The organism is Paenibacillus sp. LS1, assembly GCF_026013365.1.
Taxonomy (GTDB): Bacteria; Bacillota; Bacilli; order Paenibacillales; family Paenibacillaceae; genus Paenibacillus.
Window position 1 is genome coordinate 60,282 of the sequence record NZ_JAPDOE010000017.1, and the last position, 26,279, is coordinate 86,560.

Below are 26,279 nucleotides of genomic sequence, written 5' to 3' on the forward strand. Positions count from 1 at the left end.
TTTTAACGACGTAATCGTGTTCGCGATGTTAATTATTGCGCTCCTGACATACATCGATCGTAAAAAGAAGTGACCCGCCACAGGTTGACGGCCTGACGGGTCACTTCATCTGAACTTGCTGCACTCGGAGGAATACCCACCGCAAATGCTGTGCAGGAGTAGCCATTGGCCTGGCTACTCTTATTGTTGTTTACTTACATTCATTTTATTAAACATCTGCTATACATTCAACCATAATGCTGATAAAAAGTATCAAGAAGCTGTTCAATAACACGAAGAAAACCATAAGATCGCAGCATTCTCACTTTCAAACGATTTCAGACTGCCCAGCTTACGCTGTACTGATGCTTAGGAGCGTGTCCGATATTCCTCTGCCTTTTCCTGCATGCCCGCTGCTACAGCCTCATTCTCGGACAAGCCTTTATCCGCCGCAAAGGCACGAATGTCCTGCGTGATGCGCATGCTACAGAACTTCGGTCCGCACATGGAGCAGAAATGAGCTTCTTTGGCGCCTTCTGCCGGCAGCGTCTCATCATGGTAGGACAGCGCCCGTTCCGGGTCCAGCGAAAGGTTGAACTGGTCACGCCAGCGGAACTCGAAGCGTGCCTTGGACAATGCATCATCCCGGCGCTGGGCACGTGGATGGCCTTTCGCCAGATCGGCGGCATGAGCTGCGATCTTGTAGGCAATAACCCCTTCGCGCACATCATCCTTGTTGGGCAGGCCCAGATGTTCTTTTGGCGTAACATAACAGAGCATCGACGTGCCGAACCAGCCAATCATGGCCGCCCCAATGGCGGACGTGATGTGATCGTATCCTGGCGCAATGTCGGTCGTTAGCGGCCCAAGTGTGTAGAACGGTGCTTCTTTACAGATCTCCATCTGCAAGTCCACATTCTCCTTGATCTTATGCATCGGCACATGCCCCGGACCTTCGATCATCACCTGCACATCATGCTTCCATGCGATCTGCGTCAGTTCCCCGAGCGTAGCCAGTTCCGCCATCTGAGCTTCGTCATTGGCATCGTAGATACTGCCTGGACGAAGTCCATCTCCCAGCGAAAACGCCACATCATACCTTTTCATAATCTCGCAGATTTCTTCAAAATGGGTGTACAAAAAATTCTCCTGATGATGCGCAAGGCACCATGCCGCCATTATGGACCCGCCTCGAGACACTATGCCTGTCATCCGCTTGGCCGTCATCGGGATATAACGCAACAGCACGCCTGCATGAATCGTAAAGTAGTCCACGCCCTGCTCTGCCTGCTCAATGAGCGTGTCACGGTACAATTGCCAGGTCAGCGCTTCCGCTTCGCCATTCACCTTCTCTAGCGCCTGATATAGCGGTACCGTGCCAATCGGCACAGGTGAATTACGGATGATCCATTCCCGGGTGGTATGAATGTCTTTGCCTGTGGACAGATCCATCACCGTATCCGATCCCCAACGTACCGCCCAGGTCATCTTCTCCACCTCTTCCTCGATGGAGGAAGATACGGCAGAGTTACCAATATTGGCATTGATCTTCACGTGAAAATGACGACCGATCAACATCGGCTCACTCTCCGGGTGATTGATGTTGGATGGCAGAATGGCCCGTCCACTCGCCAGCTCCTGCCGCACAAATTCCGGTTCCACGCCTTCACGGATAGCGGCGAACTCCATCTCTGCCGTAATGACTCCCTGCCTCGCATAGTGCATCTGGGTCACGCAACGTCCGGTCTGTGCCCGCAGTGGTTTGCCTCGTAATCCAGGGTACTCTTCAGCTCCGGCTCTCTTCCCGCCAGCCTTCTGGCCGTTATCTTCCGGTTTAACCGTGCGTCCCTGATAAGCTTCTACATCGCCACGCTCTGTGATCCAGCGAGTGCGCAGGGCTGGTAGACCTGCGCGGATATCCGCATGAAATGTGGGATCGGTCATGGGGCCGCTCGTATCGTAGACACGCAGCGGTTCGTTATGCTCCACCCCTTGGGGAGTATTCGTGTCATGAAGGGCTATCTCACGCTCCGGAACAGCAATGTCCGGCCGTGAGCCCTGAATGTAAACTTTACGGCTACCCGGAAAGGGCTGAACCCGTCCGGCCGCGCTTGTTTCCTTTTCCACCTGCTGACCGTTATGTTCCTGTTCCATCGCTTGTTGTCCCGTTTGATTTCCTGTACTCATGTTCCCTTGTCTCCTCCTCAGTGTTCGTTCGCTTGGTTTGGTTGGTATGATCATTAGCTTGGTTACGTACCTGTCCCAAATCATGCGCAATGCAGAGAAGAAAGAGCGATCCTACGCCAGACCAGAGGAGACATCATTCATGTACAGTTAACAACAGAACGGAGGTTACCACAGATCATGGATCTATGGTGACCTCTCTCTTCAGCCTGATCCACTTTCGCAGGTTACTGAAAAAGAAGTCCGCGGGGTGCACACGATATCGCCCGTTCACTGTATATAAAAAAGCCGGTCCCCGAAGGAACCGACTTTTAATGTCCATCACCAATAATGCACCTTCATGCAGCTCCTTAACGGAGACTGCAAGGGTCACATCATGTAGTGTTTGTGGTCATATCGCCGATTACTTCCCTACGCTGGTATGATCCAGATCAGGTGCAAAGGGTCCGGAATCTCATGCGATTCCGTCTCAGTCCGGACAATTCGGACTCCCCCAGTAACGTTAACAAGTTACGGCATACACACGCCGCAATTCATATTCAATGAAGCTGGCCCCGATGGGCCGTCCATAACAGATTAGCGCAACCGGAACATAAAAACAACCTTTATATTCCAAAAGATCAAACTCCATTGGAGACGAACCTTACATCAACATCAGGATAACATGAGCCCCATCTGCGTAGCCGATTCCTTTAATACAGGTGCATATTCATGCAAAGTCTCCTGTGAAAGTCGACTGACAGGTCCCGATACCGAGAGGGCAGCAGCAATATTGCCTCTGCGATCCATAATCGGTACCGATACCGCGGCAGCCCCCGGCTCACGTTCCTCATAACTTGTGGCATATCCGTTATCCCGGATGTCTCCCATCTGCGCCAAATACACCGCCGGATCAATAAACACCGGCCATTCCGGTCCATTCATCAGTTCTTCACGATCCTCGTCCGTGGCAAAAGCCATCAGGACTTTGCTGGAAGCCCCCACAGACAACGGGAGTCTAACGCCAACAGGAGCGACACGGCGGATCGCCTGATCACTTTGCACCGCCTGAATCCGAATCCGTTCACTGCCATCACGCAGATACAGACTTACCGTCTCCCCCAATCGATCTCTCAGTCGCTCCATCGCAGGCAGCAATAGAATAGCCGGATCATCACTGCGGGACATATGAGCTGACAGCTCCCAGATTCGGATGCCAAGTCGGTACTTCTCCGTTGCCGCATCCCGGATCACGAACCCTCGATCCTCCAGCGTCGCCATCAGGCGATGCACTGTACTTTTGTGCAAACCAATCTGGCTGGCAATCTCGGTGAGTCCCAGATCACTGCGTGTGGTAAAGCATAATAATATATCCAGCGCCCGTTCCACAGCCCGGACGGTTAACTTACGATCTTCCATGGCATAATGCCCTCCTCATGTTTCATCACATGAAACTTGGTTACATAAATTATATGAGAAACGGTCTCATCTGTAAACCAAAAAGAGCCAAATTCAGAACAGGCCAACGTGTAAATTCTTCCTTTTTATAAGACTTAATCCCCTGTAATTTGCACACTAAGGTAATGTTACCCATATATCTTAAGAACTATATAACAATTGCGTAACAAATGCCCTCAATCAATTGACTTTGACTATATTGGAACATACGATAAAGATATATTACATTAAGATATCGCTCTGAAGCAGGCTCTGAAATAAACGCAATTCTCTTTTCATGTCGTTGTTATCTTCAACTGAACTTCAAAGGAGGGGCATTCATGTATCCAACATCCCAGAGCGAAGCCCCGCTGCAAACAAAAGTGTCCGATCTGCCCTCTTCGCTATCACCGAGGCTGATTCGGTTCAAACATATTATCGTAGCGTTGCTGCTCTCCGTTGTATTTTTTCTACTGTTTTGTTTTATTGCACTGCATGGTTATATCGCATGGGTATTATCCAATCCAACGGTAGCGCCGGTCTTCTCCAATCCGATGCAAGCCAAGAACATGAAGTACGAAGATATCACGTTCCCGGCAGCAGATGGCAGCCGGACGATGCAGGGATGGTATATTCCGGCTGACAATGCCGCGAGCAAAACGATTATCTTCAGTCACGGCTACGGTGCCAACCGGGAAGAAACATGGGTACCCATGTATGATCTGGCCCACTATGCCCATCAACTCGGATTCAACGTAGTGATGTTCGATTATGGTTTCGCCTCCCAAGTGAACAAAGCTGTAGCTACAGGTGGCAAAGCTGAGTCACAGCAATTGCTGGGTGCGATCCAGTTTGCCAAGCAGCGCGGTGCACAGGAACTGGTTGTCTGGGGCTTCTCCATGGGTGCCGGTACAGCGCTACAAACCGGGCTGATTACGAAGGAAGTGGATGCGATGATCCTGGACAGTGCGTTCCTGCTGGAGCCAGACACGCTGTACCACAACATTCACAACCAGATCGATCTCCCGCGTCAGCCTACACTGGAGATCATGAAACTGTTGTTCCCTGTTCTGAATGGTACCGGATTGCAACAGATTCCATATCAGGAAGTGAAAAAAGAGGACTATCCGTTCCCGATCTTCTTCATCCATGGTACAGAGGACGAGAAAGCCCCTTACCCGATTGCAGAGCAGCTCGCTGCCAACCAGACTAATCTGTATTCGGACGTATGGATTGTCCAGGACGCACATCATGAACTTATTTTCCGAGAGCATCCGAAAGAATACCTGCGCCGTGTCTCAACTTTCCTGAGTCATGTAACGAAGACAAGCAGTGACGATGTGGAAAACACCAATAGTGGACAATAACCAAATTTTAATCATTAAACTTTTCGTTGATTCCAGAGCCCTCAGGGGCTCTTTTTTTTGCACTCATAGGACAACAGGCTCGCGGAATATACTCTTGGGACGCATGAACAGACGGTCTGAACGCATAGATCATTTGTCGGATTAGTTTGCCTGTATGAACTATTTTTACATGTTGGAATTCATCTGAAGGAGGTCTCGCGTATATGAACTGGTATGAATATGGTCACCTGCTGCCTCTGCGGATATTGGAGGAAATTCGTTTCTGGAAGGAGCAGGAGAAAGAGCATACGCTCGTTATTCGTGCACTCGTTCCTGATCTGGAGCCCGCATACGTCAAGGTATTGGAGGAATGGGAGGCTATCTTTGCAAACAGCGAGCGAGTAGCGAATCAGATTTTAAAACAACTATTGCCCGCAACCCATCCACCCGCTCCTTACATCATCCGTTGTATCGATCAACTTGTGGTCGCAGCTCGTCAGCAATCGAGAGAGTTCATCAAACAGCTGTATGTTCTTCTGGAGCAAAGTACTGCTGTGCAAGCTGTTCCGCTTGCCAAAGTGCTCATTCTGCATTTTATCCGCGAATCGGAGTACTTTCTGGGTGTATTGGATACACTCGGTCAACCTGGCATCTTGCGAGAAACGGATTCGGAACCGTCAATTTTTCTAGAAAACGCGTTGCATACGTCAGGGTCTGGAAGTGTCCATCGCCAAGCCTCAGAAGCTCCCGCTTCCCCAGAGGGAAATGGAAATGCACCCGCTGCTTCGGCTCAGATCCAATCCGCAGCAGCTCAGACTTCACCCAGTGGAAGTGCTCCGAGCCAGCCTGTCTCTACCTCACCTCAGGTCAAAGAAAAGCCAGTGCCCATTGGTGGGCACACACTCCCGCCCCTCCCCTATGCGTACAATGCGCTGGAGCCGCATATTGATGAGCTGACGATGCGTATCCATCATGACAAACACCATCAATCCTACGTGGATGGACTAAATGTAGCGGAGAAGAAGCTGGCGGAATCTCGAAAAAAGAATAACTTTGAACTCATAAAGCATTGGGAACGTGAACTTGCCTTTAACGGGGCAGGCCACTATCTTCATACGATCTTCTGGACGATTATGAACCCTGCTGGCGGCGGTAAACCTTCCGGCATGCTCGCAGAGCAGATTAAGCGCGATTTCGGCAGTTATGAAGCGTTTAAGAATCAATTCACGGAAGCCGCGAACAAAGTGGAAGGCAGCGGCTGGGCGATGCTTGTCTGGAGCCCGAGAGCTCACCGTTTGGAGATTTTGCAGGCGGAAAAACACCAGAACCTGTCCCAGTCCGACATCGTTCCTCTCCTGCCACTGGATGTATGGGAACACGCCTACTATCTGAAGCATCAGAACGAACGTAAAAAGTATATTGAAGACTGGTGGAATGTCGTCTACTGGCCAGCTGTAGCTGAGCGGTACGAAACTGCACGCAAGCTGTTGTGGCCGCCTTATTAAGCTTGGGATTAGATGGTTTAGAAAAAAAGAGATATCTCCAGCCGAATGACTGAAAGATATCTCTTTTGGGTTGATACAAAAAAGCAAGCCTCCTGTAAAAAGAGACTTGCTTGTATTTTGAGAGACTTCCTGTCCTATTTCTAAATGCTCACTTAAGAAGCACAGCCCTCGCACGCCACATAGTTGTCGCCAACCTGTTTGCTAATGGAGATCAGATCGCCCAGCTTGATATCAGACTCATCTGTAAACTCCAGATCAGCTATACGTGCAACGATCAGTGCAGCAGCCTCTTCCTTGCTTGTTGCCATTTGGCTGAACTCGGATTTTTCGCCTGTTGATACAACCTCATATAAATACGTATATCTCAATGTGTCCATCCTAACACTCTCCTTCCGAAATCACATCATATCATCTCTATTAACCAATTCCAAGCCCTAGCAAAAAATGCTAATCGTAGCGCAGCTTCATCTGCTCAGCTGTCAGGCGTACTTCTTCAGATCCAACACTAAGCACCCTGCTGGTCTCCGCCTGCGGATAGCGATTGCGCAGTGTTCGAACCAGAGCAGCAGTATATGCCGCAGCAGAAGGTACACCTACCAATTCTTTCAGACTTGCCATCGTGCCAGGCTGAACATCGGGATATCCATCACTCGCCCCACCTGCGGCATGCTGATAAAATCGACGTACATCTGCTGCCAAATGATCTCCCAAACCTTCCACAATGATAAAAGCAGTAATGATATACGCCTTGGCTTGCCTGCGCTGGGCAATACCACAGAATTTCAGACCACCTACACTGACATCATAATCCCCCGGGCAAAATGCACCCTGAACTTCGCCTGTCTGCGCCTGATTCGACCACGGCGTTAGCGACTCGGCAATAATTGAAGCCATCTCCCGGAAATCATCATGAATATTGATGGCATGTCCGGGATTAGGCAGGATCAGCGAAACATTGACCACCCCTGGGTTCAGGGGTACGGCCGCTCCACCGGAAGGACGAACACAGACCGCTGTACCTTGGCTTCTGATCTGTTCCATCGCTTCTACAGCCTGTGGCAACCTGCGGTCGCGCAAACCCGCTACAAAGGCATCTGGGTGTCTCCATATATGTGCAACAGGCAGATGCCCTGCTCCAACCCGCCGACACATGACTTCTTCCCATGCAAAAGCTTCAAGCACACTGCTGCTTTGTCGCATGAGCGGTGTCTCCCAGATTTGCAGACGCAATGTAGTATGTTGATCTGCTTGTGGTCCCTTTTCCGGCTGAACCGGTTGATCTGATTGGGAAGGTACACTCATCGTTCCATTACCTCCGGCTAACGAATTCGTATGTATTCAGTATATAGGAATGACAACGCCATATATAAATAAGCCGGTTCCCCAGGGAACACGGCTTATTTATATCACATCCAATGGCTTCAGAAACTGCTGTTTCCAAAACCAAAGGAAGCTGCTCATCCGGCTTGTCCGACGAGTGGACATACCTGATCTTAGTCTTTCACCAGTGACAAGAACTCAGCACGTTGTGCCGGATTCTCACGGAAAGAACCACGTACAGCAGACGTTACCGTCTTGCTTCCCGGTTTCTTCACGCCGCGGGAACACATGCACAAGTGCTCGCCTTCCACGACGACCATAACTCCGTGAGGCTCAACGGCCTCTGTCAGAATGTCAGCGATCTGTGAAGTAATGCGCTCCTGAACCTGCAGGCGACGCGTTACCGCTTCGACCAGACGAGCCATTTTGCTCAGACCGACGATCTTGCCGCTTGGTACATAGCCAATGTGCACCTTGCCGAAGAACGGCGCCATATGGTGCTCACATTGACTGTAGTAGACAATATCCTTAACGATAACCAGTTCTTCATGATTCTCGTCAAACGTGACACCGAGCACATCGCGCGGGTCTACTTCATATCCACCAAAAATTTCTTCATACATTCGGGTCACACGTGCAGGCGTTTCAAGCAGCCCTTCACGTGTACTATCTTCTCCGATCAACTTCAGGATCTGCTCTACATGATACTCGATCTTCTCCCGATTGTCGGATACTTTTGAATTCATATAATCTTTAACGCCAGCCACTGCCGAACGCCTCCTTTCAAACCACTACTGTAAGAGGTTGTTCAAAAAGTCCGACCCAACTTTTTGAACGCGCACTTTAAGCAGTCACTCACTGCTATTATTTTCGGCGGCCCGAACTTTTACGCGCAGGATGTTGTTGCGGCTGAGGCATTTTCGCTCCTGGCTGCTGGTTCTTCATCATCTGCTGGGCACGCTGCATTTGCTTGCCATTCAGGTTGTAGCCCATTTGCTTCGCCATTTTCTGAAGCATGTCCGGATTGCTTTGCATTTTCTCAAGTTGTTTACGCAAGTAGAACACCCCGATGAAAAATCCCCCGACCAGACCAACAACCAATGTAATAATCGGTATTACAATATCCATCTCTTAGACACCTCTGTATGCATTCTAAAAAGCCTGATAATCCGTGTCACTCCATGATGTTCAACGTTCACGTTGCAAACCTGACACAGACCGGATTTCCTGAAAGTATCATAGCATTTCCGCACGTCTTGAGCAAACGGATTTTCCAGTTTAACTGCCTGCACGCTAACTCATGACAGCTTCAATGAAAACGGTTGTATGCTGAGCCAGATCAATTTCAACCACATCCAGAGAATAACGTGTACTACCACGCGCCACCCTGATTACAGGTCTGCCTGGCAATCCCCGATGCTGACGCACAATGACTCCTGTCTCTTTGGTAGACAGTCGTACAGCTGTGCCATTGGGATACACGGATACACTCTTATTGAACTCAATCAGAATGTCCCGATCCAGCTTGGTACCAGACAGCGCCATCATCTCTTCACAAGCTTCATGTGGCAACAGACTGTCTCTCGATAACCCATTAATGAGATTATCATAGATGTTAGCCGCACTAACGATTCTTGCAAACAGATGGATATCATTTCCCTTGATACCCCTGGGCATGCCTGTACCGTCCACATGTTCATGATGTTGCAGCGCTGTATGAGCAACCAACAGACTGAACTCCCGTTTGTTCTTAATCACTTCGAATCCACGCCACGTGTGATGCAGCGAAGTATTGGCGGCAGAACTACTGCCGGGAGCTTCCCCAACTTTTCCAATATCATGTAACAGTGCTCCCACAGCAAGATCCTTCAGTTGATTGTAGTTGAGTCCCATATTCATACCGATAACCGAAGACAACAAACACACATTCATTGCATGAACATACTGAGCATTGTCTTTGGTGCGAATATCGGTGAGCTGCACAAGCAGTTCACGCCCGTTCAGTACATCGTTCAGCAACTTATCTATACTGAGGGCGACCTTTCTGGGACTCCAATCCTTCCCGGAACGAACCGCTTCGAGTGTAACACTCATTTCGTTAATTATTGCCCGTTTCGTGGTTTCATCCAGAATGTCTTCTGTATCCACGTCTTTGTACGCTTCATCCTGGATGTATAGCATGGTCACGCCAATACGCTTCAGCGTATTGACCATATATACGGTGAGCTGGACTCCGGCAGATAACAGTACCGTACCGTTACTGGAATATACCGTCTTGCCCAGAAGCTCCCCCGCTTCCACGCTCTCCACGTTTACATACTTCATGAACGTCCCCCGCTCTTACGATTGCTGCTCCAATGCGAGCAATTGCTCCTTGGTTTGCAGACCGCCTACATAACCCACCAGGGTGCCGTCTTTACCGCTGATGCGGTGACAGGGAATAATAATCGGAATCGGATTCTTGCTAATGGCGTCCAGAACTGCACGAACAGCCTTGGGCCTGCCGATGATTTCCGCAACCTGTTGGTGTGATGAGGCCTCTCCATAAGATATATCGGACAGAACTTGCCATACTTGTAGCTGGAATGGTGTTCCAAGCCGATCAAGCTGCAAATCGAACGTTTTTCTCTCCCCTGCAAAATACTGCTGTAACTGCTTTGCAGTTTCGCTGAGCTTCTCTTCATTCTTCTCATATCGATACTCGCCAATCCAGGTACGGGCCCATTGTTGCAAGTGAGCTTCACGTACGTGAAAGGCACCAAAATCAATATGACACAGTCCTTCATCGGTAGCGCATAACGTGAGTGTACCAATCGGTGTCAGTACCTCATCGTAATATACAGGCTTACCATGAAGCCCCGTAACTGCTGAAGGTTTCCACGCTGCGGCTTCCGGTTTGGCAGGCTGTGCAGACTGCTCATTCCCCGGTTCGGTCGCTGCTTCCATTTTCAGTTCCTGCTGTAACGCCTGTAAAGCATTATGCTCTTTCTGTTCCTCTGGCTGCTTCTCACTCACTTGCCCAGCCTGTGGCTGTTTGGGTAAGGTCTCGGACGAATTCAGTCGCTCCTCGGCCTTCTGCAGCATGCTTAGTACGTTCCCATCTTGTTCGTTAGCGGCAGCTTCCCCAATTGCTCTCATGGCGTCTTCTCCTCCAATTCTGCTTAACGCCCAGGCTGCGGTTCCCCGCAACTCGGGGCGCGGATCACGTTTTAATACTTCTGTAAGTTTAGGTACAGCACTTTTGTCTTTGAAATTGCCCAGGGCAATAACGGCGTTGCGTTGAATCGGCTTCTTGCCCCGCCAGGCGGCAGAACTCTGACCGAAACGTTCCTTGAATTCCCGGTTGCCAATATCCAGTAACGGCAGCAACAGAGGTTTCACAATCTCCGGATCGGGATGAAACTCGGGATGGTGATCCCAGTTCTTGCCCCGGTTCTTCGGACAAACAATCTGACACGTATCACAACCGTATAGACGGTTGCCAATTTTCAGCATAAATTCTTCATCCACGAACCCTTTCGTCTGGGTTACAAACGAAATACACCGCTGTGAATTCAACTGTCCCGGACCCACTAATGCTCCTGTTGGACAGGCATCGATACATTTCGTACATTCACCACAGTCCTCGGTCACAGGGGTGTCCGGCTGAAACGGAATATTGGTCACCAGTTCGCCAAGGAAAATCCATGAACCAAATTTAGGTGAGATAATCGCACAGTTTTTGGCGCTAAAACCAATCCCCGCACGCTGGGACACCGCACGATCCACCAGTGCTCCAGTGTCTACCATGCTTTCGATCATGGCTTCAGGTACACGTTCCTTTATAAAATTGACCAACTTGTCCATCGCTGTACGCAGAACCTGATGATAATCCTGACCCCACGCGGAGCGGGCAAAAATCCCCCGGTAGGCTCCCGGCTCCGACTTCGGCGGATTCACCATCTTGGATGGATAGGCCACAGCTATCGCTATGAGTGAAGCAGGCTCACCATCCTTCAACTCGGGACGAACCCTTTTCTCAAGATCAGGCTCTTCGAATCCGGACTCGTACCCTTTCGCCCGATGCTGTTCCAGTATGGATTTTAGCGTTACGAAGGGTTCTGCCGAAGCGAATCCGATATCATCAATGCCCAGTCCGGGGCCAGCTGCCTTGATCTCCTGCTTTAACTTTTCCCATACGGAGGCTGCATGTGCTGCCCCGGTCTGTACGCTCGTCATTTCTCTTTCCTCTCTTCTTCCGACACTTATTCCGTAAATAGTGAACGCCCGCCTCACGTAAGAGGACAGGCGTTAATTTCTATATATGCCTTGCATACTTGAATTCAAACGGAACGAGTCTATATGTTTTAACGCAAAATGCGCTCTGAAGTTGTTGTCCTGTAATCATTTTACAATTTCTTCAACTCAGAGAATGGCCAGAAAATAAATTCAGCCTTGCCTACAATTTCATCAGATGTGATACTGCCAAATACTCGGCTATCCTTACTTTTCCCTTCATGACGATTATCCCCCATCACGAAGAAATGATCCGGCTCCAGTGTAATTGGGCCAAAATCCGGGTCTTGCACTTCAATATCAGTATACGTTTCCGCTTGCTGCTCGCCGTTCACATATAGATGGTGATCCTTAACTTCAATTGTATCTCCCGGAAGTCCAATGATCCGTTTCACCAGAAAATCCTTCTTCTCCACGCCTTCACTTGGATCACGAAGTACAATCACATCGGATCGGGAAGGTGTACCCAGATGATATACAATTTTGTTCACGAAAAGGCGATCTCGCTCAACCAGTGTCGGTTGCATGGACTGTCCCTTAACCATCGACAGGTTGAATACAAACAGGTTCAGCAGCATCATGATTACAAAAGCAACAACTATCGTTTTGACCCAGTCCCACAGCTCGGATACCCAGGATTTCCCCGGTTGTTCAGGCTTTGGCGGTTCGTTATGTTCCTCGGAAGTCACATGTTCCATTGAAAGGTTATTGGAATTCAAAGGGACACCTCGTTTATCAATTAGTTGAATTAAACGTGTAGAATGGGTGTTCATACTCCCTTTCAGTCTACTTCATTTGGGAGAGTGAAACAATTGGTTATGAGCACCAACACCTTGAATACCGTGAATATAGCCGGGTTAGGCGCAGTGATCTAATCGAATTCAGAAACACCGAAGCGTGTTCCCAAAATGCGAAAACAGGAGGAATATTTCGTGAAAAACGCTCATATAAATAGAAAGGCACATCCCTCACGTTCTTACACGCTAAGAGATATGCCTAATATGAAATGAACATCTTTTTTATTTCTTTTTAAACATGCAAACTAAGCTTTGGACAAAATACTAAGAGTCTGGAAAGCGCTCATAATCTGATTGGCACCGTAACCCATTGCTTCATATAGAGGCATGGCTACTTTGTTGTGCTCATCACCCGCCACCCATACTTGGCTGACTTTACGCTGCTGGAACCGTTGTTCCATGGCCTCGACAAGTGTTTTGCCGACTCCGCGGCGACGATAGTCTGGATGGACCGCAATACGATAGATGCAACCCTGATTGTGATCAATCGTACCGATCAAAGCGCCGACGAGGTCTCCCTCTTCTTCCGCAACCATGATCAGGTCAGAATCCCATGACAATTGACGGGCAAACGGGCCCATCGTGTTCTCATAACACTCTTCCGATAGTGCAACCTGGAGAAGCTCCGTCATCTGGCTTGCATCACTCAACTGAAAGGAACGAACGTGCATGTCTTAAATCTCCCTTTTCGTTAGCTTAGATGAGGTTTTTTACAAAAAGGAATTCCCTTTTACCAAAAACCCAATGTTCATATAATGACAAAAAACGAGAAAATACCGCTTCTTCGTCAATTAAACCATACTTTACTCCATAAAACACGCATTTTCTTTTGAAAGCGCTTAATTGTAATCGTTTACATCGATAAACGTCATAATTTTGCTTTTATTTCTATTAATTTCACATAAAAATATTCATAAAGGGTAAAATATGTTTGTTATCTCTGGCCCATCATTAGATCAACGCCTCGGGGGACTTAATAAACAAAAATGTTGCTTAATTAGCCCGAATGCGGTTTAATATTAGTGGCAAGGGTATTATTACATATGTACCTGTTCAAAAAACTTAAAATCTCAGGAGGTATTTCATTATGACTTTTCAATTACCAGCACTTCCTTACGCTAACGACGCACTGGAACCACATATCGATGCAAAAACGATGGAAATCCACCACGATCGCCATCACAATACTTATGTAACCAACTTGAACGCAGCTCTGGAAAGCGCTCCTGAACTGCAAGAAAAAAGCTTGGAAGATCTGATTGCTAACCTTGACAGCGTACCAGAAGGCATCCGCACAGCGGTTCGCAACAATGGTGGTGGACATGCTAACCACAGCCTGTTCTGGGAAATCATCGGACCTAACGGCGGCGGCGCTCCTACAGGCGATATCGCAGCAGCTATCGATAGCGAACTGGGTGGCTATGACAAATTCAAAGAAGATTTCGCTAAAGCAGCTACAACTCGCTTCGGTTCCGGCTGGGCTTGGCTCGTAGTTGGTAAAGATGGCAAGTTGTCCATCACTAGCACACCTAACCAAGACAGCCCTCTCTTCGAAGGTCTGACTCCGGTTCTGGGTCTGGATGTATGGGAGCACGCTTACTACCTGAACTACCAAAACAAACGTCCTGACTACATCGCCGCTTTCTGGAATGTAATCAACTGGGATGAAGTGAACAAACGTTACGCTTCTGCAAAATAAGATTGTTAGCATGCAACAGTTAACATAAAAAGAGAGCCTGATTCGGTCATCGTGACCGTGATCAGGCTCTCTTTTTGCTATCGCTATAGTTATTCGTTAGCTCCCCATTTAATCATTCACTTGATCATACGCCCCGGCAAAATAACTGCTGATCAGCTTCAGAAAGATATTAGGGAATGCCATCTTGTCCATATCTTCCGGACCGATCCAGCGGTAGGTCAAGCCATCGCCTTTACCTGTCAATGTCAGCGTGCTCAGCGCGGGGTCACTGACGTCAGATGTTGCCAACAGCTCTCCATCGTTAAGCGATGTTGAGATGTTCTGTGCATGAGGAATGCCTGGCTGCGATAAATGCGTTGTGCCTGAATCAGGTGACACAGCTGATGATGAGGCTGCATCCTCCCTTGCTGCCGCCTGTGCATCGTAGGCGGCTCTGGCTTCCAATGCGATCAGCGGAAGCTCACTGCTCTGGTCCTGCTCGGTACACTTGTACACCTGCAGGCTCCAGACAATGTGGCTGAACACATGCTCCGCATGGGTAGCCAGCCCTTCCGGGCGGGCAGCGAAGCCTTCCGCCCATAGACTGCCGGCCAGCAATGCCATGGCCGGCTCATCCGCCAGCGGCGCCGCCTTCTTGCTGGCTGCGGCGGGCGCCGCCAGCACATGCGGCAGCTCCCACATGCGGGCCAATAGGCCCGTGTCTGGGCGCTGGCGCACAAGCACTTGGCCGCGATGATCACCGCGGCCCTCCACAATCGCGACCAGCCGCTGCTCAGGGCGCGGCGGCTTCGCCTTGGTCTTGACCGGCAGTGTAAGCTCTCTCCCGGCGATACGGCCGGAACATTGCTCCATGACCGGGCAAGTCAGGCAATGCGGCGCTTTGGGCGTGCACACCAGCGCGCCAAGCTCCATCAGCGCCTGATTGAAATCACGCGCCCGCCCTTCCGGAATGAGCTCTCCTGCGAGCTCTTCCATCAACACCCGGGTGCTGCCCTTCATAATGTCCTCATCGATGAGGAAGTATCGGGACAGGACCCGCATGACATTGCCATCTACCGCAGGCTGCGGCTGGTTGAAGGCAATGCTGAGGATGGCCCCGGCAGTATACGGGCCCACCCCTTTTAATGCAAAGACAGCCTGCTTGTCCTGCGGCATCTCGCCTCCATGCAGCTCCATGACTTGTCTCGCAGCCGTCTGAAGATTACGGGCACGGGAGTAATAGCCGAGACCCTCCCAATTTTTCAGGACATCCTCCTCCGGCGCCTCCGCCAACGCCTGCACGGTCGGGAAATTCCCAATAAAACGATTAAAATAAGGAATCACCGTATCGACCCGTGTCTGCTGAAGCATAATCTCCGATACCCAAGTGAAATACGGATTGTTGTGGCGACGCCACGGCAAATCCCGTCGGTTGATCATATACCAGTCCAGCAAATTTACGCTGAAATGTAGTTTCTGTTCCTGTAAACCCATATTTCCGTCCTCTCCTATTGCCAAGCTAACTACTTTTCCAGCTGTTCTACGATCGCAAAGGCCGCTGCCAATTCCGTCTGATGCGTAATACTCAAATGAATGTCATATTGTTTGTCGTATGGCAACTGCAGTCGTTCCCAAGCCTGACTGGACAGCGATGCCACCGGACGTCCTGTCTCATCAGGCAGCACTTCAATGTCAGTGAAACCCATAATGCCACCAATTCCGCAGCCAAACGCCTTGGACACCGCTTCTTTCGCTGCAAATCGACCGGATACAAACTCCGTCATCCGTTTCCCCCGCTCTGCCGCGATTTCCCGCTCTGCTGGCGTTAAAATTCGTTTTATAAAAGCTTCCGCATAGCGACCGGACAGCAGCTTGCGCATACGTCCAATCTCCAGCACATCATTGCCTATACCATATATCATCAACGCTTCACCCGCTTAATCTTTTATACTGTAAAAGATCTCCATTCAATCACATGATCCGTAACTCTCCGAACACGTATTCTATTGTAGCAGGAGGGACGTCCAGAAGCGAGTACCTATCCGCATTCCCATTTATGCTAAAATATGAATCAGGAATCGTCTGAAACTCTTAGGAGGTTTGAATAATGCCTATAACTTTTGAATTGCCCACTGACGTAGATGCTATCATTCGCGGGGACTTTTTCCCTGCACAACAACCCGCTCAAGGGGTCATCATTCTGGCTCACGGATACAAAGGCTTCAAAGACTGGGGCATGTTCCCCTATGCAGCTTCACAGCTAAGCAAGACGCATCATGTGCTAACCTTCAATTTCTCTCACAACGGTATTGGCGAATATCTGGAGCAATTCTCTGAACTTGAAAAGTTCGCAGTGAATACGTACAGCCGGGAGCTTGCTGATCTGACCCTAGTACTCGATCATGTAGCTACACAACCTGAACTCGCTGGACTTCCTGTATACCTGGTTGGACATAGCCGCGGTGCTGGCGTAAGTCTCGTCTATGCATTGGACCACCCCGAACAGGTAGCAGGTGTAATCTCCTGGAATGGTGTAACCAATCTGGATCTCTTCACAACGGAGCAAAAAGAAGAAATGCGTACGCATGGTCGCAGCCATGTCGTTAACGGACGTACAGGCCAGCAGATGCCACTGGATGTGTCTATTCTGGAAGACCTGGACAAGCATAGCAAACGTTACGCTATCATTGACCGCTTGGCTTCTTCACCTGTGCGAGTCGCACTCATTCAGGGAACAGAAGATCCACAGCGTCTGCGTGACGGTTCTGCCGCACTAGTTCAAGCCCGTCCTGATATCCCATGGCACCAGATTAATGAGGGAAACCACACCTTTAATACCGTACACCCATTCAAAGAAACCACTCCGCAACTGGAACAAGCCATCAGCCAAACCCTGCAACAGATCAAGACATGGAGTAACTAACTCATCTTCACCATTAGTAGTCATCTGAAATTGGGCTGTGTTCTCACTCCACACAACAAAAAGAGTCACTGCTCACGCAGTGACTCTTTTCGCATTCCCTAAGGGGGACGATATTTCAAATGTTGGTGTTAACAGCTTATAACATCATGCTCATCCAAACGTATTAGATACCCGGAATGGCATTGCGTTTGTGATGTGTGCGCGTATAGAACGCTTCAAGGCGCTCTTGTGCAGCCGGATCGATCTGCTTGCCTTCGAGATAGTCGCTGTTCGCTTCATACGAAATTCCCAGCTCATCTTCGTCCGTCTGACCTTCCCATAGTCCTGCAGATGGTGCCTTGTCCAAAATAGCTTGTGGAACGTTAAGATATGCTGCCAGCTGGCGTACCTGACGTTTGTTCAGGGTGCTCAGTGGTGTAATATCCACAGCACCGTCGCCCCATTTGGTATAGAATCCCGTGATGGCTTCGGATGCGTGATCCGTACCTACAACGAGCAGGTTTTCTTCAAACGAAAGCGCATATTGCATAACCATACGAGTTCTCGCCTTAACATTACCTTTACCTTGGTGAGTCATATGGCGTGGACTGCCCAAGGATTTGAAACCTTGCTCCACTTCCAGCGCAATCTCGTTAACTGCATCTTCGATATTGGTTTCCACGACATGCTTCAGATCGTATGCTTTCGCTACAGCGTAGCTGTGGTCGATATCGGCTTGTTCACCATAAGGTTGGAATACACCAAGAGTTTTGTACTCTTGATTGTTTTCTTGTGTAAGCTCGTCCGTCGCTTGTTTGCAAAGCGCCGTAGCCACTGCACTGTCAATACCGCCGCTGATCGCAATCAGCAAGCCCTTGGCACCTGCATTTTTCACATATGTCTTCAGAAAATCAACACGCTTGCGTACTTCCTCTTCCTCATTAATGCTTGGTTTAACCTTCAATTCAGCGATGATCTGTTGTTGCAAACTCATCGTTCACACACCCCGTTTCTAAATGAATGAAATTTGATGTCCAGCTTGAAAGGTCCGAATGGTTCAATAACCTTATCTATCCAAAATGAAACGCCCCGGCATCGGTGATCCGAAAGGCGGGGCGTTCTATTGGAGCGAATTAACGGCAGTAACGGTCAAATGCACTTTTGAGATCAGCCGCAATATCCTCTGCAGAACGGTCTTCCACTTGATGACGCTCGATAAAATGAACGAGTTCTCCGTCTTTCATCAGAGCGATGGACGGTGAAGATGGAGGATACGGTGCAAAGAATTCACGTGCTTTTGCAGTTGCTTCTTTGTCCTGACCAGCAAATACAGTGTACAGGTGATCCGGTGTAATATCGTGCTGAAGTGCTTGGGACACACCTGGGCGACATTGACCCGCGGCACATCCGCAGACAGAGTTAATGACAACCAGCGCTGTTCCTTTTGCATCCGGAAGACTTGCTTCCACTTCTTCAGGAGTACGCAACTCCTGGATTCCTAGACGAGTTAAATCATCCCGCATCGGTTGAACCATATCTTTCATGTATTGATCAAATGACATTGACATTCGGTTTCACTCCTTATAAATGGTTGTTCTATAATCTCGTTAGAATTAGAGGCGAATAGCTATCCAAAACAACGTTACACTCATATCGAAAATTATGGATGTAATGATGTGCTATTCCTATTATACATCCATAAGCAATGAAAGCAAGATTCAGAAACCGCCTGCGGAAAGGCTTCTTCCATAATATTATGTCTCATCGTCTGGCAAAATATGCTGAGTGCCTATTGTTCAAATGCCACTTTGAAGGTAGTCCCCTGACCTTCCTCCGATTCCACGGTAATGGTTCCGTTATGTCGTTCCACAATACTTAGACACATGGACAATCCGAGTCCGGTTCCCTTAGCTTTTGTCGTGTAAAAGGGTTCAAATAGCTTCTCCTTCTTCACCCTCGGTATACCCGGCCCTGTGTCACGTACACACAGCTCCACCTTGTCATCTACCATCCGCGTCTCCAGCGTAAGCACGCCTTTCTCATTCATGGCTTCCATCCCGTTACGGGCCAGGTTTAACACCACCTGTTTGATCTCCTTTGAATTGAGATTCAACTTCGGCACATCATGGGCGAGCATGAGTTCGATGCTCTGACCACGCAGGTTCGCATCCGCCCATAACAATGGACTCAGTTCATGAATGATATCATGCAGCTGGGATTCCTCTTTCTCCGCAATGCGATTCTGAGCCAGAGACAAGAAATCATTAATGATACTGTTCGCCCTGTCCAGCTCTTCCAGAACGATCCGGTAATAGTGATCCAGAGATTCCGGACTCTTTTCCTGCATGAGTTGAAGAAAGCCCCTGACAACCGCCATTGGATTGCGCACCTCATGCGTAATGCTTGCAGCCATCTGCCCTACCAGACTGAGACGATCCACATTATCCAGCTCACTTCGCAACATCTCAAGCTCCGTGATATCCTGAATAATCAGCATGGCCCCCGTAACTTCTCTTGCAGTCTCTGTTGAAAAGGCATAGATCGGCACGGTTCGGGACTGAAATACGTGTGCACCGTAACGAACGGTCAACCCACTAATCTCACCATGAACGACGGCTCTGCGAATGCTTTTATCCATCTTGTCCGCCTGACCTTGTTCAACAAATTGACTTGCAGGCTGTCCGATAAGATCAGGCGTGGAGGTACAAGGTAACTGATCTCTCGCTGTTTGTTCCATCATCTCATTGACGAACATGACCGTGCCTTCTTTATCTACAGTGGCAATGGAGAGAGGAACTGCATTCAGAATCTGATGAAGTTTCTCCGTTTCCGTTATGTATTGGTGGTGAACTTCCGAGAGATGCTGCTCCAGCCCACGATAATGTTTCATCCGTTCCAGCCATAGCAGACTCAGACTTCCCGCAACAATGGCTCCAGCAGTATATCCAAGTGCTGTGAATATCATGTAGGTCGCAGAGTATGTGGAGTCATTCTGATGGAATGCGATCCACAACAGACTCGTTACAATCAGTTCCATTGCAATCAGGGTGATCAGGATCGTCATTTTGCGCGAAGGTGTATTATGCTTGAATCGTTTGGCAGACAACCATACAATAGGATAGAGAAGAATGCCCGTATGAAGGAGAAATCCGTACAGATCATAGGGATGCGCAAAAAGAAAATAGAAGAGAATATGTAGAATGGACAGCGTTAAGCCTATAGCGGACTTACAATACAAAATAACAAGTATCACAGGTACGATGCTTAATGATATGGGTACAGCCACTGGACTCGCATAAAGTGCAAACAGCAAACACAGTAGCATGCTCGCGACACTTGTCACAGCAAAACCAGGTTGTATCGTTCCGGCATGTTCCATTTTGGCAATAGCCCGCCTGGAGAGACCCAGATGGAATAAGGGAATCAGGAATACCGCCGACCCTGCCAGCAGTACTTGTAAAAGAATGTCCTTTAACGCAACCACAACGTCATCTCCTCCTCTGCCTGCACATTCCCTCATGTATTTCTGATTAAAACATAGGCGACAGTATATTACAATATATCCCTTAAGACTGCATAATAGAACTTCTCCTAACTCCATTATATTTCAGAAAAAGGCAGGAGTAGACACGTTTTACGTAAAACAGACAAAATCAATGAAAAAAGAGGGTAATAACGTATGTATGATGTCATTGTAATTGGTGGAGGATCTGCGGGCCTGATGGCTTGCGTTGCAGCTGCCGAGCATGGAGCCTCCGTGCTTCTGCTGGATAAAGGAGATCAACTGGGTCGTAAACTCGGCATCTCTGGCGGAGGTCGATGCAATGTAACCAATGCCAAGGAAACGGATGAACTCATCCGGCATATTCCGGGTAATGGCCGCTTTTTATATAGTTCATTTCAGAATCTGGACAACCTGGGGATCATGCGTTTCTTCGAGAATCTCGGAATTGCCCTGAAAGAAGAAGACAACGGCAGAATGTTCCCTGTAACCGATAAAGCGAAAACAGTCGTGGATGCGCTGGTTGGCAAGATTGTCTCCCTCGGCGTTGAGATTCGCACCAAAGAACCGGTCAAGGAAATTATTCAGAATGGTCAGCAGGTACAGGGTGTTAAATTGATATCTGGTAAAACCATTCTTGGGCGCTCTGTCATCATCGCTACCGGCGGCAAATCCGTACCTCAAACCGGATCAACCGGAGATGGTTATCCCTGGGCCGAAGCTGCCGGTCATACGATTACAGAGTTATATCCAACTGAAGTGCCTATTGTGTCTGGGGAGAGTTGGATTCAATCCAAAGAATTGCAAGGTTTATCCTTGAGGGATGTCGCTTTATCTGTTATCGATGCCAAAGGAAAACCCGTGATCTCCCATCGCGGGGATATGATCTTCACGCATTTTGGGGTGTCTGGGCCAGTTGCACTGCGTTGCAGCCAGTTTATACGCAAGGTTCAGATGAAGTCTGGAAATCCACAGGTCATTATGAGCATTGATCTGTTTCCTGAGCTGTCCGCTGGTGCATTGGAAACCCAGGTTCAACAGGTATTGGAACAAGAATCCCGCAAGGCTGTCAAAAACATATTGAAAACATGGGTTCCCGAACGCATGATTCCCTTAATGATGAAACGCGCGGAGATCAGCGATGACCTCACGTTCCACCATTTCCCCAAAGGCATGTTAAGCAATTTGTGCGGGCTAATGAAGGCTTTTACCTTCCGTGCAGACGGAACAAGATCGCTCAAAGAAGCCTTCGTTACTGGGGGAGGAATCCACTTAAAGGAGATATACCCAAAAACAATGGAATCCAAGCTGCTGCCTGGACTATTCTTTTGCGGTGAAGTTTTGGATATTCACGGCTACACTGGAGGGTATAATATTACCGCTGCATTCTCCACAGGATACACGGCTGGCATGCATGCGGCAGAATATAAACACGCCACATCATAATAGGTATTACACACTTCATACACATGACGAATTGCTTCAGATGTCAAAAACCCCGATATCCACTATCTGTGGAATACCGGGGTTTTCAGCATTGTTCCATTTTAGTAAAGGCGGATCGAACCACTCTTAGCTTGTAATTTTTGCATTCTATGCTTTCACACTGCCTGAGAATCCATCCGCCGAATCATCGTATGCCGGGTCCTCGCTATAGTTATGTCTGCCTTGCTCCGTCTGGCTTCCCTGGTTTTGGCTCGCATAACCCTCATTCCAGTCCTCATTCACGAGATGAGCCGGAATCGATATATTCTGAAACTGATCCAGCTCTTCCGTTTGCGAGGCAAATACGGCACTTCCTCCATGAGATTGTACAATCTCTACGGCAGACTGAGGATCTTGGCGATCTGTGGGGATGTACAATTCCAGTGGGCCGGACTGATACGGCTTATATCCCAATTCCTCCAAGGTTGCCCTTGCGGCATTCAACGCTGAACCGTCTGAAAAATGCACCTGTAGTTCGCTATTATCCATCATCGTCTCTTCCTCCTTGCTACAGCTAATCTCTCATCGTCCATAGATGAGATTCTTCTTCTATAGCATGGGCAGATATAGGGCACGATATGCTCTGATTTAGAAAGGAATTCCTTTAGGCCCGGGTCAACCGAACCCATCCGGCAATAGATAACACACAGAGTCCAAAGGCCATCGCACCTGCGGCTGTTAGAATACCGACGATCCAGCCGAGCCAGGCCAATCCCAGCGCGAATCCCATAAGAATACCAATCGGGATGAACAACATCCGTACCATCATTGAACCTGCACGATGCAGCTCCTCCGAGTCATACGTTATGAGCTGAACATAGTCCGACGTTGCAAACACATCCCAGGAACGATAAAACATTACCGACAACATGATGATTAACAACGCACACACAATGACATTGACCGGAAAAGGTGGTAACGCGACTGCTGCGATAGATAGTCCGCCAAGCTGCAAATACAATTTCATCGTAGCTGAGTTTCGGAAAAATGCCTTGAACGCAATCTCCGCTGTCCGATTCGCGATGGAACGATTGCGCAGCAATTTACGCGGTTTGCGGAAGATAATAGAACGTGTTCTTGGGGCTTGGGGCTTTGGGCTTGCTCACCGCCCTACTTAACATTAGAGCTGTAAGCTGCAGCCTGCTCCGCAGATCCTCCCGCACATCCCCTTCAAATGTTCCCTTCATCAACAGCCTCATCTGTCCGACAGTAATCAGAAGAAGCATGATCACCACGATACCTAATATGATTTTCCACGTCTGCCCATGCATCCATGATGTCGCATGAATGGTCATGTAACCTATGCCAATGACGAGAGGAATCATCTGAATCCAGCGTCGCCATCCTGTAAGTCGAACCTTTGTCATATGTAGTGTTATGGCTTGGAATGAAGCTATTGCACCGAACCAGACGGCCATAAGTACAATCTGGAGATTCGACATCTCATAGGCACGGGACCACAGAGGTGCAGTTAGTGCTGTAACCAAGATCATTTTGCCCACATGTTGCAGACAGGCGCGGTAGAGCCCTTGCCTCATTAACGTGCGCATCCACAACGGCCTTGATTTCAGAAACAATACATCCGCTTCCTCCACAAATATCAACACACCCCCAGTAAGCATAACGATATCAATCAACCCGGTCAGCACGGGAAGCGGTAACCCTGTTGCCCATGCAGGCAGCGGTTTGGTCCACAGACTTGTGTACCACCCAATCAGATAGAGCAGACCCGGAACAAGCAGGTATACCCACACCGTCCAATCCACTACGAGTTTAAGATTTTTCATTTGTTCCCTGAAATGCTCTTGGCGTCTTCGTCTGTATAAACGAAATGGTGTATAACGCTGGGAAGTTTCCATTCTCACTCACCCTCCTTCTATCTAAGACGTCAGTATATCGAAACAGTCAAACAAGGAGGCTTCCGGCAATCCTGCGACTTCACGGATTTCATCCAATGTTCCCTCGGCAGCAGATCTGCCCGAAGCAATCAGAATAAACCGGTCGCAGATTCGTTCAGCGGTATCCAGTACATGCGTAGACATAAGTACACCCGCGCCGCGGCGACGTTCATCATCTAGCAATTTTAGAAAATCCTTGGTTGCACGAGGGTCCAATCCGATGAACGGCTCGTCCACGATATAGATATCCGGCGAAGACAGAAATCCGATCATCAACATCATTTTCTGCCGCATGCCCTTCGAAAAACTGGCTGGAAGATCATTCCGAACGTGGTCCATACCGAAACGAACTAACAGCTCCTCCGCTCTGGCAACAAAAGCTTCTTCCTCCATTTCATATGCCGCTGCCGCCAGGTCCAGATGTTCCCATAAGGTCATATATTCATAAAACACAGGTTGCTCCGGGATATAAGCATAGCGACCCTCTCCCCCGATCGTCACTTCATAGTTCGCATGTTCCAGCAGACCCAGTAGCGTTTTGATCGTGGTACTTTTGCCCGCACCATTAGGTCCGATAATACCCACCAGCTCTCCTCGCGCCACATTCATTCGAATATTGCGTATGGTTGATTGTCCTGGCTCGTATCCTGCTTCTGTAATATGTACGTCTAATATAGACTCGTGTGCTTCCGTGCTTTTATATTCCGTTCCCATATCATTCACTCCCTGTTCTAATCAGGCGTTTAGTTCATTCTTTAGTTTTATTGTAATCGAGTTACGGGCTGTTTGTTTGATCATTTTGAGCATTTCTATATAGATGGCAAATAAACAAAGCAATAAATCATAGAAATGTATGATTTATTGCTTTGTTTATTATTCTTCGTTTTCGGTACCACAGTATGTACGAATAATCGAGACTAGTTCTTCAAATGTGTACTTGTGGTTCACCATATTGGTAAAGTCCTCAGCAAAAGTTTGATCCATTTTAAGATACACATTGTTATAACGCAGAAAGATCACTAATGCGGTAAAAGCCGTTCTTTTGTTAGCATTATGAAAAGGATGGTTTTGGCCCAAAGATTGAAAGATCGCAGCAGATTTTTCATACACAGTTGGGTAGGCTTCGTTACCAAAAGCTGATGATTGTGCTCTTACAACCGCAGATTCAAGCAGACCAGAATCTTTAACTCCAATCTGCTCTCCAGGACTGTAACGCTTAATCATAGCGACGTTGATCGCAATAACCTCTTGAATGCTCAAATACCGGGTCATAATCATCTATCCTTGAGACCTTTCAGGGTTTGATCATATTCACCCATCACATCAGCCAATGTATCCATAAAATCACTACTGATTCCGTTAGGCAAATTAACTTTTGCAGACTTTTTAATAATAATCTCCCCATTGGACTGATTTACCTCAATTTGAACCATATCGCCTTGCTCAAGACCAATTTGTTTGAAGGCATCTGTCATTGTTAATCCAAGACTATTACCGAATTTCGTTACTTTTCGTTCCATCTCATTCACCCTATTCATTCATTTCTCCTCCTTAGTTATACTATTTAACTGTTATAACAATTATACTGAAACTTTTGTCCATTTGCATATTATTTCGGATTAAGAAATGCAAAAAGAAGCAGGGGTTCCGGAGCCCCTGCTTCTTCATATTACAATGAAAGCTCATATTACCGATTTGTCTCCACCACGGAAGTAGTTTCACTCTCTGCATCTGCATCCAGGTTCAGACCCAGATCCAGTGCTCCACGGCTTTCGCTCGCATAGCTGCTGTTGACGTTACGCTCACGGTCATTCACGCTGTTATTGCGTTCGGTTTGAGTCATCGTTGCACTTTCACCTTCCACTTTCGCGTTCAGACCTAGATCCAGTGCGCCGCGGCTTTCGCTCGCAGTGCTGCTGTTGACGTTATGCTCACGGTCATTCACGCTGTTGTTGCGTTCGGTTTGAGTCATCGTTGCACTTTCACCTTCCA

27 protein-coding genes and 1 riboswitch are annotated in these 26,279 nt (G+C 48.4%); of the genes, 5 read left to right on the plus strand and 22 right to left on the minus strand.

The window, feature by feature from the left end; genetic code table 11:
* Positions 1-348: 348 nt before the first annotated feature.
* Entirely contained in the window at positions 349-2,133 is a 1,785-nt protein-coding gene (gene thiC, locus OM416_RS29575) for a phosphomethylpyrimidine synthase ThiC (RefSeq protein WP_264935560.1), read from the minus strand.
* Between the two features lie 421 nt (positions 2,134-2,554).
* Positions 2,555-2,668, minus strand: a riboswitch (TPP riboswitch).
* A 149-nt stretch (positions 2,669-2,817) separates the two neighbouring features.
* Positions 2,818-3,561 (minus strand): IclR family transcriptional regulator, encoded by a 744-nt coding sequence (locus OM416_RS29580; RefSeq protein ID WP_062837623.1) that lies wholly within the window; start codon positions 3,559-3,561, stop codon positions 2,818-2,820.
* A 359-nt stretch (positions 3,562-3,920) separates the two neighbouring features.
* On the opposite strand from OM416_RS29580, the gene OM416_RS29585 reads away from it, so the two are divergent.
* Together OM416_RS29585 and OM416_RS29590 are read left to right on the plus strand one after the other, a co-directional pair.
* Positions 3,921-4,946, plus strand: a complete 1,026-nt coding sequence (locus OM416_RS29585) for an alpha/beta hydrolase (protein ID WP_264935509.1) — start codon at positions 3,921-3,923, stop codon at positions 4,944-4,946.
* Between the two features lie 203 nt (positions 4,947-5,149).
* Positions 5,150-6,430 (plus strand): Fe-Mn family superoxide dismutase, encoded by a 1,281-nt coding sequence (locus OM416_RS29590; protein WP_264935511.1) that lies wholly within the window; start codon positions 5,150-5,152, stop codon positions 6,428-6,430.
* 152 nt (positions 6,431-6,582) lie between these two features.
* Here the strand turns inward: OM416_RS29590 and OM416_RS29595 are convergent, their stop codons facing one another.
* The 8 genes from OM416_RS29595 to OM416_RS29630 form a co-directional block, all read right to left on the minus strand.
* A complete protein-coding gene (locus OM416_RS29595) occupies positions 6,583-6,807 on the minus strand; it encodes a hypothetical protein (RefSeq protein WP_036614132.1) in 225 nt (74 codons plus the stop codon).
* A gap of 70 nt (positions 6,808-6,877) precedes the next feature.
* Complete coding sequence (locus OM416_RS29600) at positions 6,878-7,732, minus strand: biotin/lipoate A/B protein ligase family protein (RefSeq protein ID WP_264935517.1); 855 nt, start codon at positions 7,730-7,732, stop codon at positions 6,878-6,880.
* Between the two features lie 191 nt (positions 7,733-7,923).
* The gene (gene folE, locus OM416_RS29605; protein ID WP_062837627.1) at positions 7,924-8,517 is read right to left on the minus strand and encodes a GTP cyclohydrolase I FolE; all 594 of its coding nucleotides are present in this window, start codon (positions 8,515-8,517) and stop codon (positions 7,924-7,926) included.
* Positions 8,518-8,614: 97 nt separating this feature from the next.
* Positions 8,615-8,878: a YneF family protein gene (locus OM416_RS29610; protein WP_062837628.1), complete on the minus strand. Its 264-nt coding sequence runs from the start codon at positions 8,876-8,878 to the stop codon at positions 8,615-8,617.
* Positions 8,879-9,043: 165 nt separating this feature from the next.
* Positions 9,044-10,075, minus strand: a complete 1,032-nt coding sequence (locus OM416_RS29615) for an HD-GYP domain-containing protein (protein WP_264935520.1) — start codon at positions 10,073-10,075, stop codon at positions 9,044-9,046.
* Between the two features lie 15 nt (positions 10,076-10,090).
* A complete protein-coding gene (gene queG, locus OM416_RS29620; protein WP_264935522.1) occupies positions 10,091-11,968 on the minus strand; it encodes a tRNA epoxyqueuosine(34) reductase QueG in 1,878 nt (625 codons plus the stop codon).
* Positions 11,969-12,138: 170 nt separating this feature from the next.
* The gene (lepB, locus tag OM416_RS29625; RefSeq protein ID WP_413775844.1) at positions 12,139-12,723 is read right to left on the minus strand and encodes a signal peptidase I; all 585 of its coding nucleotides are present in this window, start codon (positions 12,721-12,723) and stop codon (positions 12,139-12,141) included.
* Positions 12,724-13,067: 344 nt separating this feature from the next.
* Positions 13,068-13,493, minus strand: coding sequence for a GNAT family N-acetyltransferase (locus tag OM416_RS29630; protein ID WP_017690782.1), 426 nt, complete (start codon positions 13,491-13,493; stop codon positions 13,068-13,070).
* Positions 13,494-13,909: 416 nt separating this feature from the next.
* Here OM416_RS29630 and OM416_RS29635 point away from each other — a divergent pair, with 416 nt between their 5' ends.
* The gene (locus OM416_RS29635) at positions 13,910-14,521 is read left to right on the plus strand and encodes a superoxide dismutase (protein ID WP_017690783.1); all 612 of its coding nucleotides are present in this window, start codon (positions 13,910-13,912) and stop codon (positions 14,519-14,521) included.
* 108 nt (positions 14,522-14,629) lie between these two features.
* On the opposite strand, the gene mutY is transcribed toward OM416_RS29635, so the two are convergent.
* Complete coding sequence (gene mutY, locus OM416_RS29640) at positions 14,630-15,994, minus strand: A/G-specific adenine glycosylase (RefSeq protein WP_264935528.1); 1,365 nt, start codon at positions 15,992-15,994, stop codon at positions 14,630-14,632.
* Positions 15,995-16,023: 29 nt separating this feature from the next.
* Entirely contained in the window at positions 16,024-16,422 is a 399-nt protein-coding gene (gene acpS / locus OM416_RS29645) for a holo-ACP synthase (RefSeq protein WP_264935530.1), read from the minus strand.
* 185 nt (positions 16,423-16,607) lie between these two features.
* Here acpS and OM416_RS29650 point away from each other — a divergent pair, with 185 nt between their 5' ends.
* Positions 16,608-17,423: an alpha/beta hydrolase family protein gene (locus tag OM416_RS29650; protein ID WP_264935533.1), complete on the plus strand. Its 816-nt coding sequence runs from the start codon at positions 16,608-16,610 to the stop codon at positions 17,421-17,423.
* A gap of 163 nt (positions 17,424-17,586) precedes the next feature.
* Here OM416_RS29650 and nadE read toward each other — a convergent pair whose 3' ends face one another.
* From nadE to OM416_RS29665, 3 genes are all read right to left on the minus strand, one after another.
* Complete coding sequence (gene nadE / locus OM416_RS29655) at positions 17,587-18,396, minus strand: ammonia-dependent NAD(+) synthetase (protein ID WP_145153218.1); 810 nt, start codon at positions 18,394-18,396, stop codon at positions 17,587-17,589.
* Between the two features lie 139 nt (positions 18,397-18,535).
* Positions 18,536-18,970, minus strand: coding sequence for a BrxA/BrxB family bacilliredoxin (locus OM416_RS29660; protein ID WP_017690788.1), 435 nt, complete (start codon positions 18,968-18,970; stop codon positions 18,536-18,538).
* Positions 18,971-19,191: 221 nt separating this feature from the next.
* Positions 19,192-20,886 (minus strand): two-component system sensor histidine kinase NtrB, encoded by a 1,695-nt coding sequence (locus OM416_RS29665; RefSeq protein ID WP_264935540.1) that lies wholly within the window; start codon positions 20,884-20,886, stop codon positions 19,192-19,194.
* 195 nt (positions 20,887-21,081) lie between these two features.
* Between OM416_RS29665 and OM416_RS29670 the strand changes: the two genes are divergently transcribed.
* The gene (locus OM416_RS29670; RefSeq protein WP_264935542.1) at positions 21,082-22,350 is read left to right on the plus strand and encodes an NAD(P)/FAD-dependent oxidoreductase; all 1,269 of its coding nucleotides are present in this window, start codon (positions 21,082-21,084) and stop codon (positions 22,348-22,350) included.
* 147 nt (positions 22,351-22,497) lie between these two features.
* On the opposite strand, the gene OM416_RS29675 is transcribed toward OM416_RS29670, so the two are convergent.
* From OM416_RS29675 to OM416_RS29705, 7 genes are all read right to left on the minus strand, one after another.
* Positions 22,498-22,881, minus strand: coding sequence for a hypothetical protein (locus tag OM416_RS29675; RefSeq protein WP_264935544.1), 384 nt, complete (start codon positions 22,879-22,881; stop codon positions 22,498-22,500).
* Between the two features lie 112 nt (positions 22,882-22,993).
* Positions 22,994-23,431 carry an ABC transporter permease gene (locus OM416_RS29680; RefSeq protein ID WP_264935546.1) on the minus strand — a complete coding sequence of 146 codons (438 nt, stop codon included), beginning with the start codon at positions 23,429-23,431 and terminating at the stop codon, positions 22,994-22,996.
* 1 nt (position 23,432) lies between these two features.
* Positions 23,433-24,248: an ABC transporter permease gene (locus OM416_RS29685; protein WP_264935548.1), complete on the minus strand. Its 816-nt coding sequence runs from the start codon at positions 24,246-24,248 to the stop codon at positions 23,433-23,435.
* Positions 24,249-24,269: 21 nt separating this feature from the next.
* Positions 24,270-25,001, minus strand: a complete 732-nt coding sequence (locus tag OM416_RS29690; RefSeq protein WP_264935550.1) for an ABC transporter ATP-binding protein — start codon at positions 24,999-25,001, stop codon at positions 24,270-24,272.
* Positions 25,002-25,160: 159 nt separating this feature from the next.
* Complete coding sequence (locus OM416_RS29695) at positions 25,161-25,565, minus strand: type II toxin-antitoxin system death-on-curing family toxin (protein ID WP_264935552.1); 405 nt, start codon at positions 25,563-25,565, stop codon at positions 25,161-25,163.
* A complete protein-coding gene (locus tag OM416_RS29700) occupies positions 25,562-25,825 on the minus strand; it encodes an AbrB family transcriptional regulator (RefSeq protein ID WP_264935553.1) in 264 nt (87 codons plus the stop codon). The genes OM416_RS29695 and OM416_RS29700 overlap by 4 nt, the downstream gene beginning before the upstream one ends.
* A 149-nt stretch (positions 25,826-25,974) precedes the next feature.
* Positions 25,975-26,279: hypothetical protein (locus tag OM416_RS29705; protein WP_264935556.1), on the minus strand; the 305-nt coding region annotated here is incomplete at its 5' end.

Bases quoted from the DNA above. Each gene is read 5' to 3' on its own strand.
- thiC (WP_264935560.1), bottom strand. From the start codon at position 2,133: ATGGAACAGGAACATAACGGTCAGCAGGTGGAAAAGGAAACAAGCGCG.
- OM416_RS29580 (WP_062837623.1), bottom strand. From the start codon at position 3,561: ATGGAAGATCGTAAGTTAACCGTCCGGGCTGTGGAACGGGCGCTGGAT.
- OM416_RS29585 (WP_264935509.1), top strand. From the start codon at position 3,921: ATGTATCCAACATCCCAGAGCGAAGCCCCGCTGCAAACAAAAGTGTCC.
- OM416_RS29590 (WP_264935511.1), top strand. From the start codon at position 5,150: ATGAACTGGTATGAATATGGTCACCTGCTGCCTCTGCGGATATTGGAG.
- OM416_RS29595 (WP_036614132.1), bottom strand. From the start codon at position 6,807: ATGGACACATTGAGATATACGTATTTATATGAGGTTGTATCAACAGGC.
- OM416_RS29600 (WP_264935517.1), bottom strand. From the start codon at position 7,732: ATGAGTGTACCTTCCCAATCAGATCAACCGGTTCAGCCGGAAAAGGGA.
- OM416_RS29610 (WP_062837628.1), bottom strand. From the start codon at position 8,878: ATGGATATTGTAATACCGATTATTACATTGGTTGTTGGTCTGGTCGGG.
- OM416_RS29615 (WP_264935520.1), bottom strand. From the start codon at position 10,075: ATGAAGTATGTAAACGTGGAGAGCGTGGAAGCGGGGGAGCTTCTGGGC.
- queG (WP_264935522.1), bottom strand. From the start codon at position 11,968: ATGACGAGCGTACAGACCGGGGCAGCACATGCAGCCTCCGTATGGGAA.
- lepB (WP_413775844.1), bottom strand. From the start codon at position 12,723: ATGGAACATGTGACTTCCGAGGAACATAACGAACCGCCAAAGCCTGAA.
- OM416_RS29630 (WP_017690782.1), bottom strand. From the start codon at position 13,493: ATGCACGTTCGTTCCTTTCAGTTGAGTGATGCAAGCCAGATGACGGAG.
- OM416_RS29635 (WP_017690783.1), top strand. From the start codon at position 13,910: ATGACTTTTCAATTACCAGCACTTCCTTACGCTAACGACGCACTGGAA.
- mutY (WP_264935528.1), bottom strand. From the start codon at position 15,994: ATGGGTTTACAGGAACAGAAACTACATTTCAGCGTAAATTTGCTGGAC.
- acpS (WP_264935530.1), bottom strand. From the start codon at position 16,422: ATGATATATGGTATAGGCAATGATGTGCTGGAGATTGGACGTATGCGC.
- OM416_RS29650 (WP_264935533.1), top strand. From the start codon at position 16,608: ATGCCTATAACTTTTGAATTGCCCACTGACGTAGATGCTATCATTCGC.
- nadE (WP_145153218.1), bottom strand. From the start codon at position 18,396: ATGAGTTTGCAACAACAGATCATCGCTGAATTGAAGGTTAAACCAAGC.
- OM416_RS29660 (WP_017690788.1), bottom strand. From the start codon at position 18,970: ATGTCAATGTCATTTGATCAATACATGAAAGATATGGTTCAACCGATG.
- OM416_RS29670 (WP_264935542.1), top strand. From the start codon at position 21,082: ATGTATGATGTCATTGTAATTGGTGGAGGATCTGCGGGCCTGATGGCT.
- OM416_RS29675 (WP_264935544.1), bottom strand. From the start codon at position 22,881: ATGATGGATAATAGCGAACTACAGGTGCATTTTTCAGACGGTTCAGCG.
- OM416_RS29685 (WP_264935548.1), bottom strand. From the start codon at position 24,248: ATGGAAACTTCCCAGCGTTATACACCATTTCGTTTATACAGACGAAGA.
- OM416_RS29690 (WP_264935550.1), bottom strand. From the start codon at position 25,001: ATGGGAACGGAATATAAAAGCACGGAAGCACACGAGTCTATATTAGAC.
- OM416_RS29695 (WP_264935552.1), bottom strand. From the start codon at position 25,565: ATGATTATGACCCGGTATTTGAGCATTCAAGAGGTTATTGCGATCAAC.
- OM416_RS29700 (WP_264935553.1), bottom strand. From the start codon at position 25,825: ATGAATAGGGTGAATGAGATGGAACGAAAAGTAACGAAATTCGGTAAT.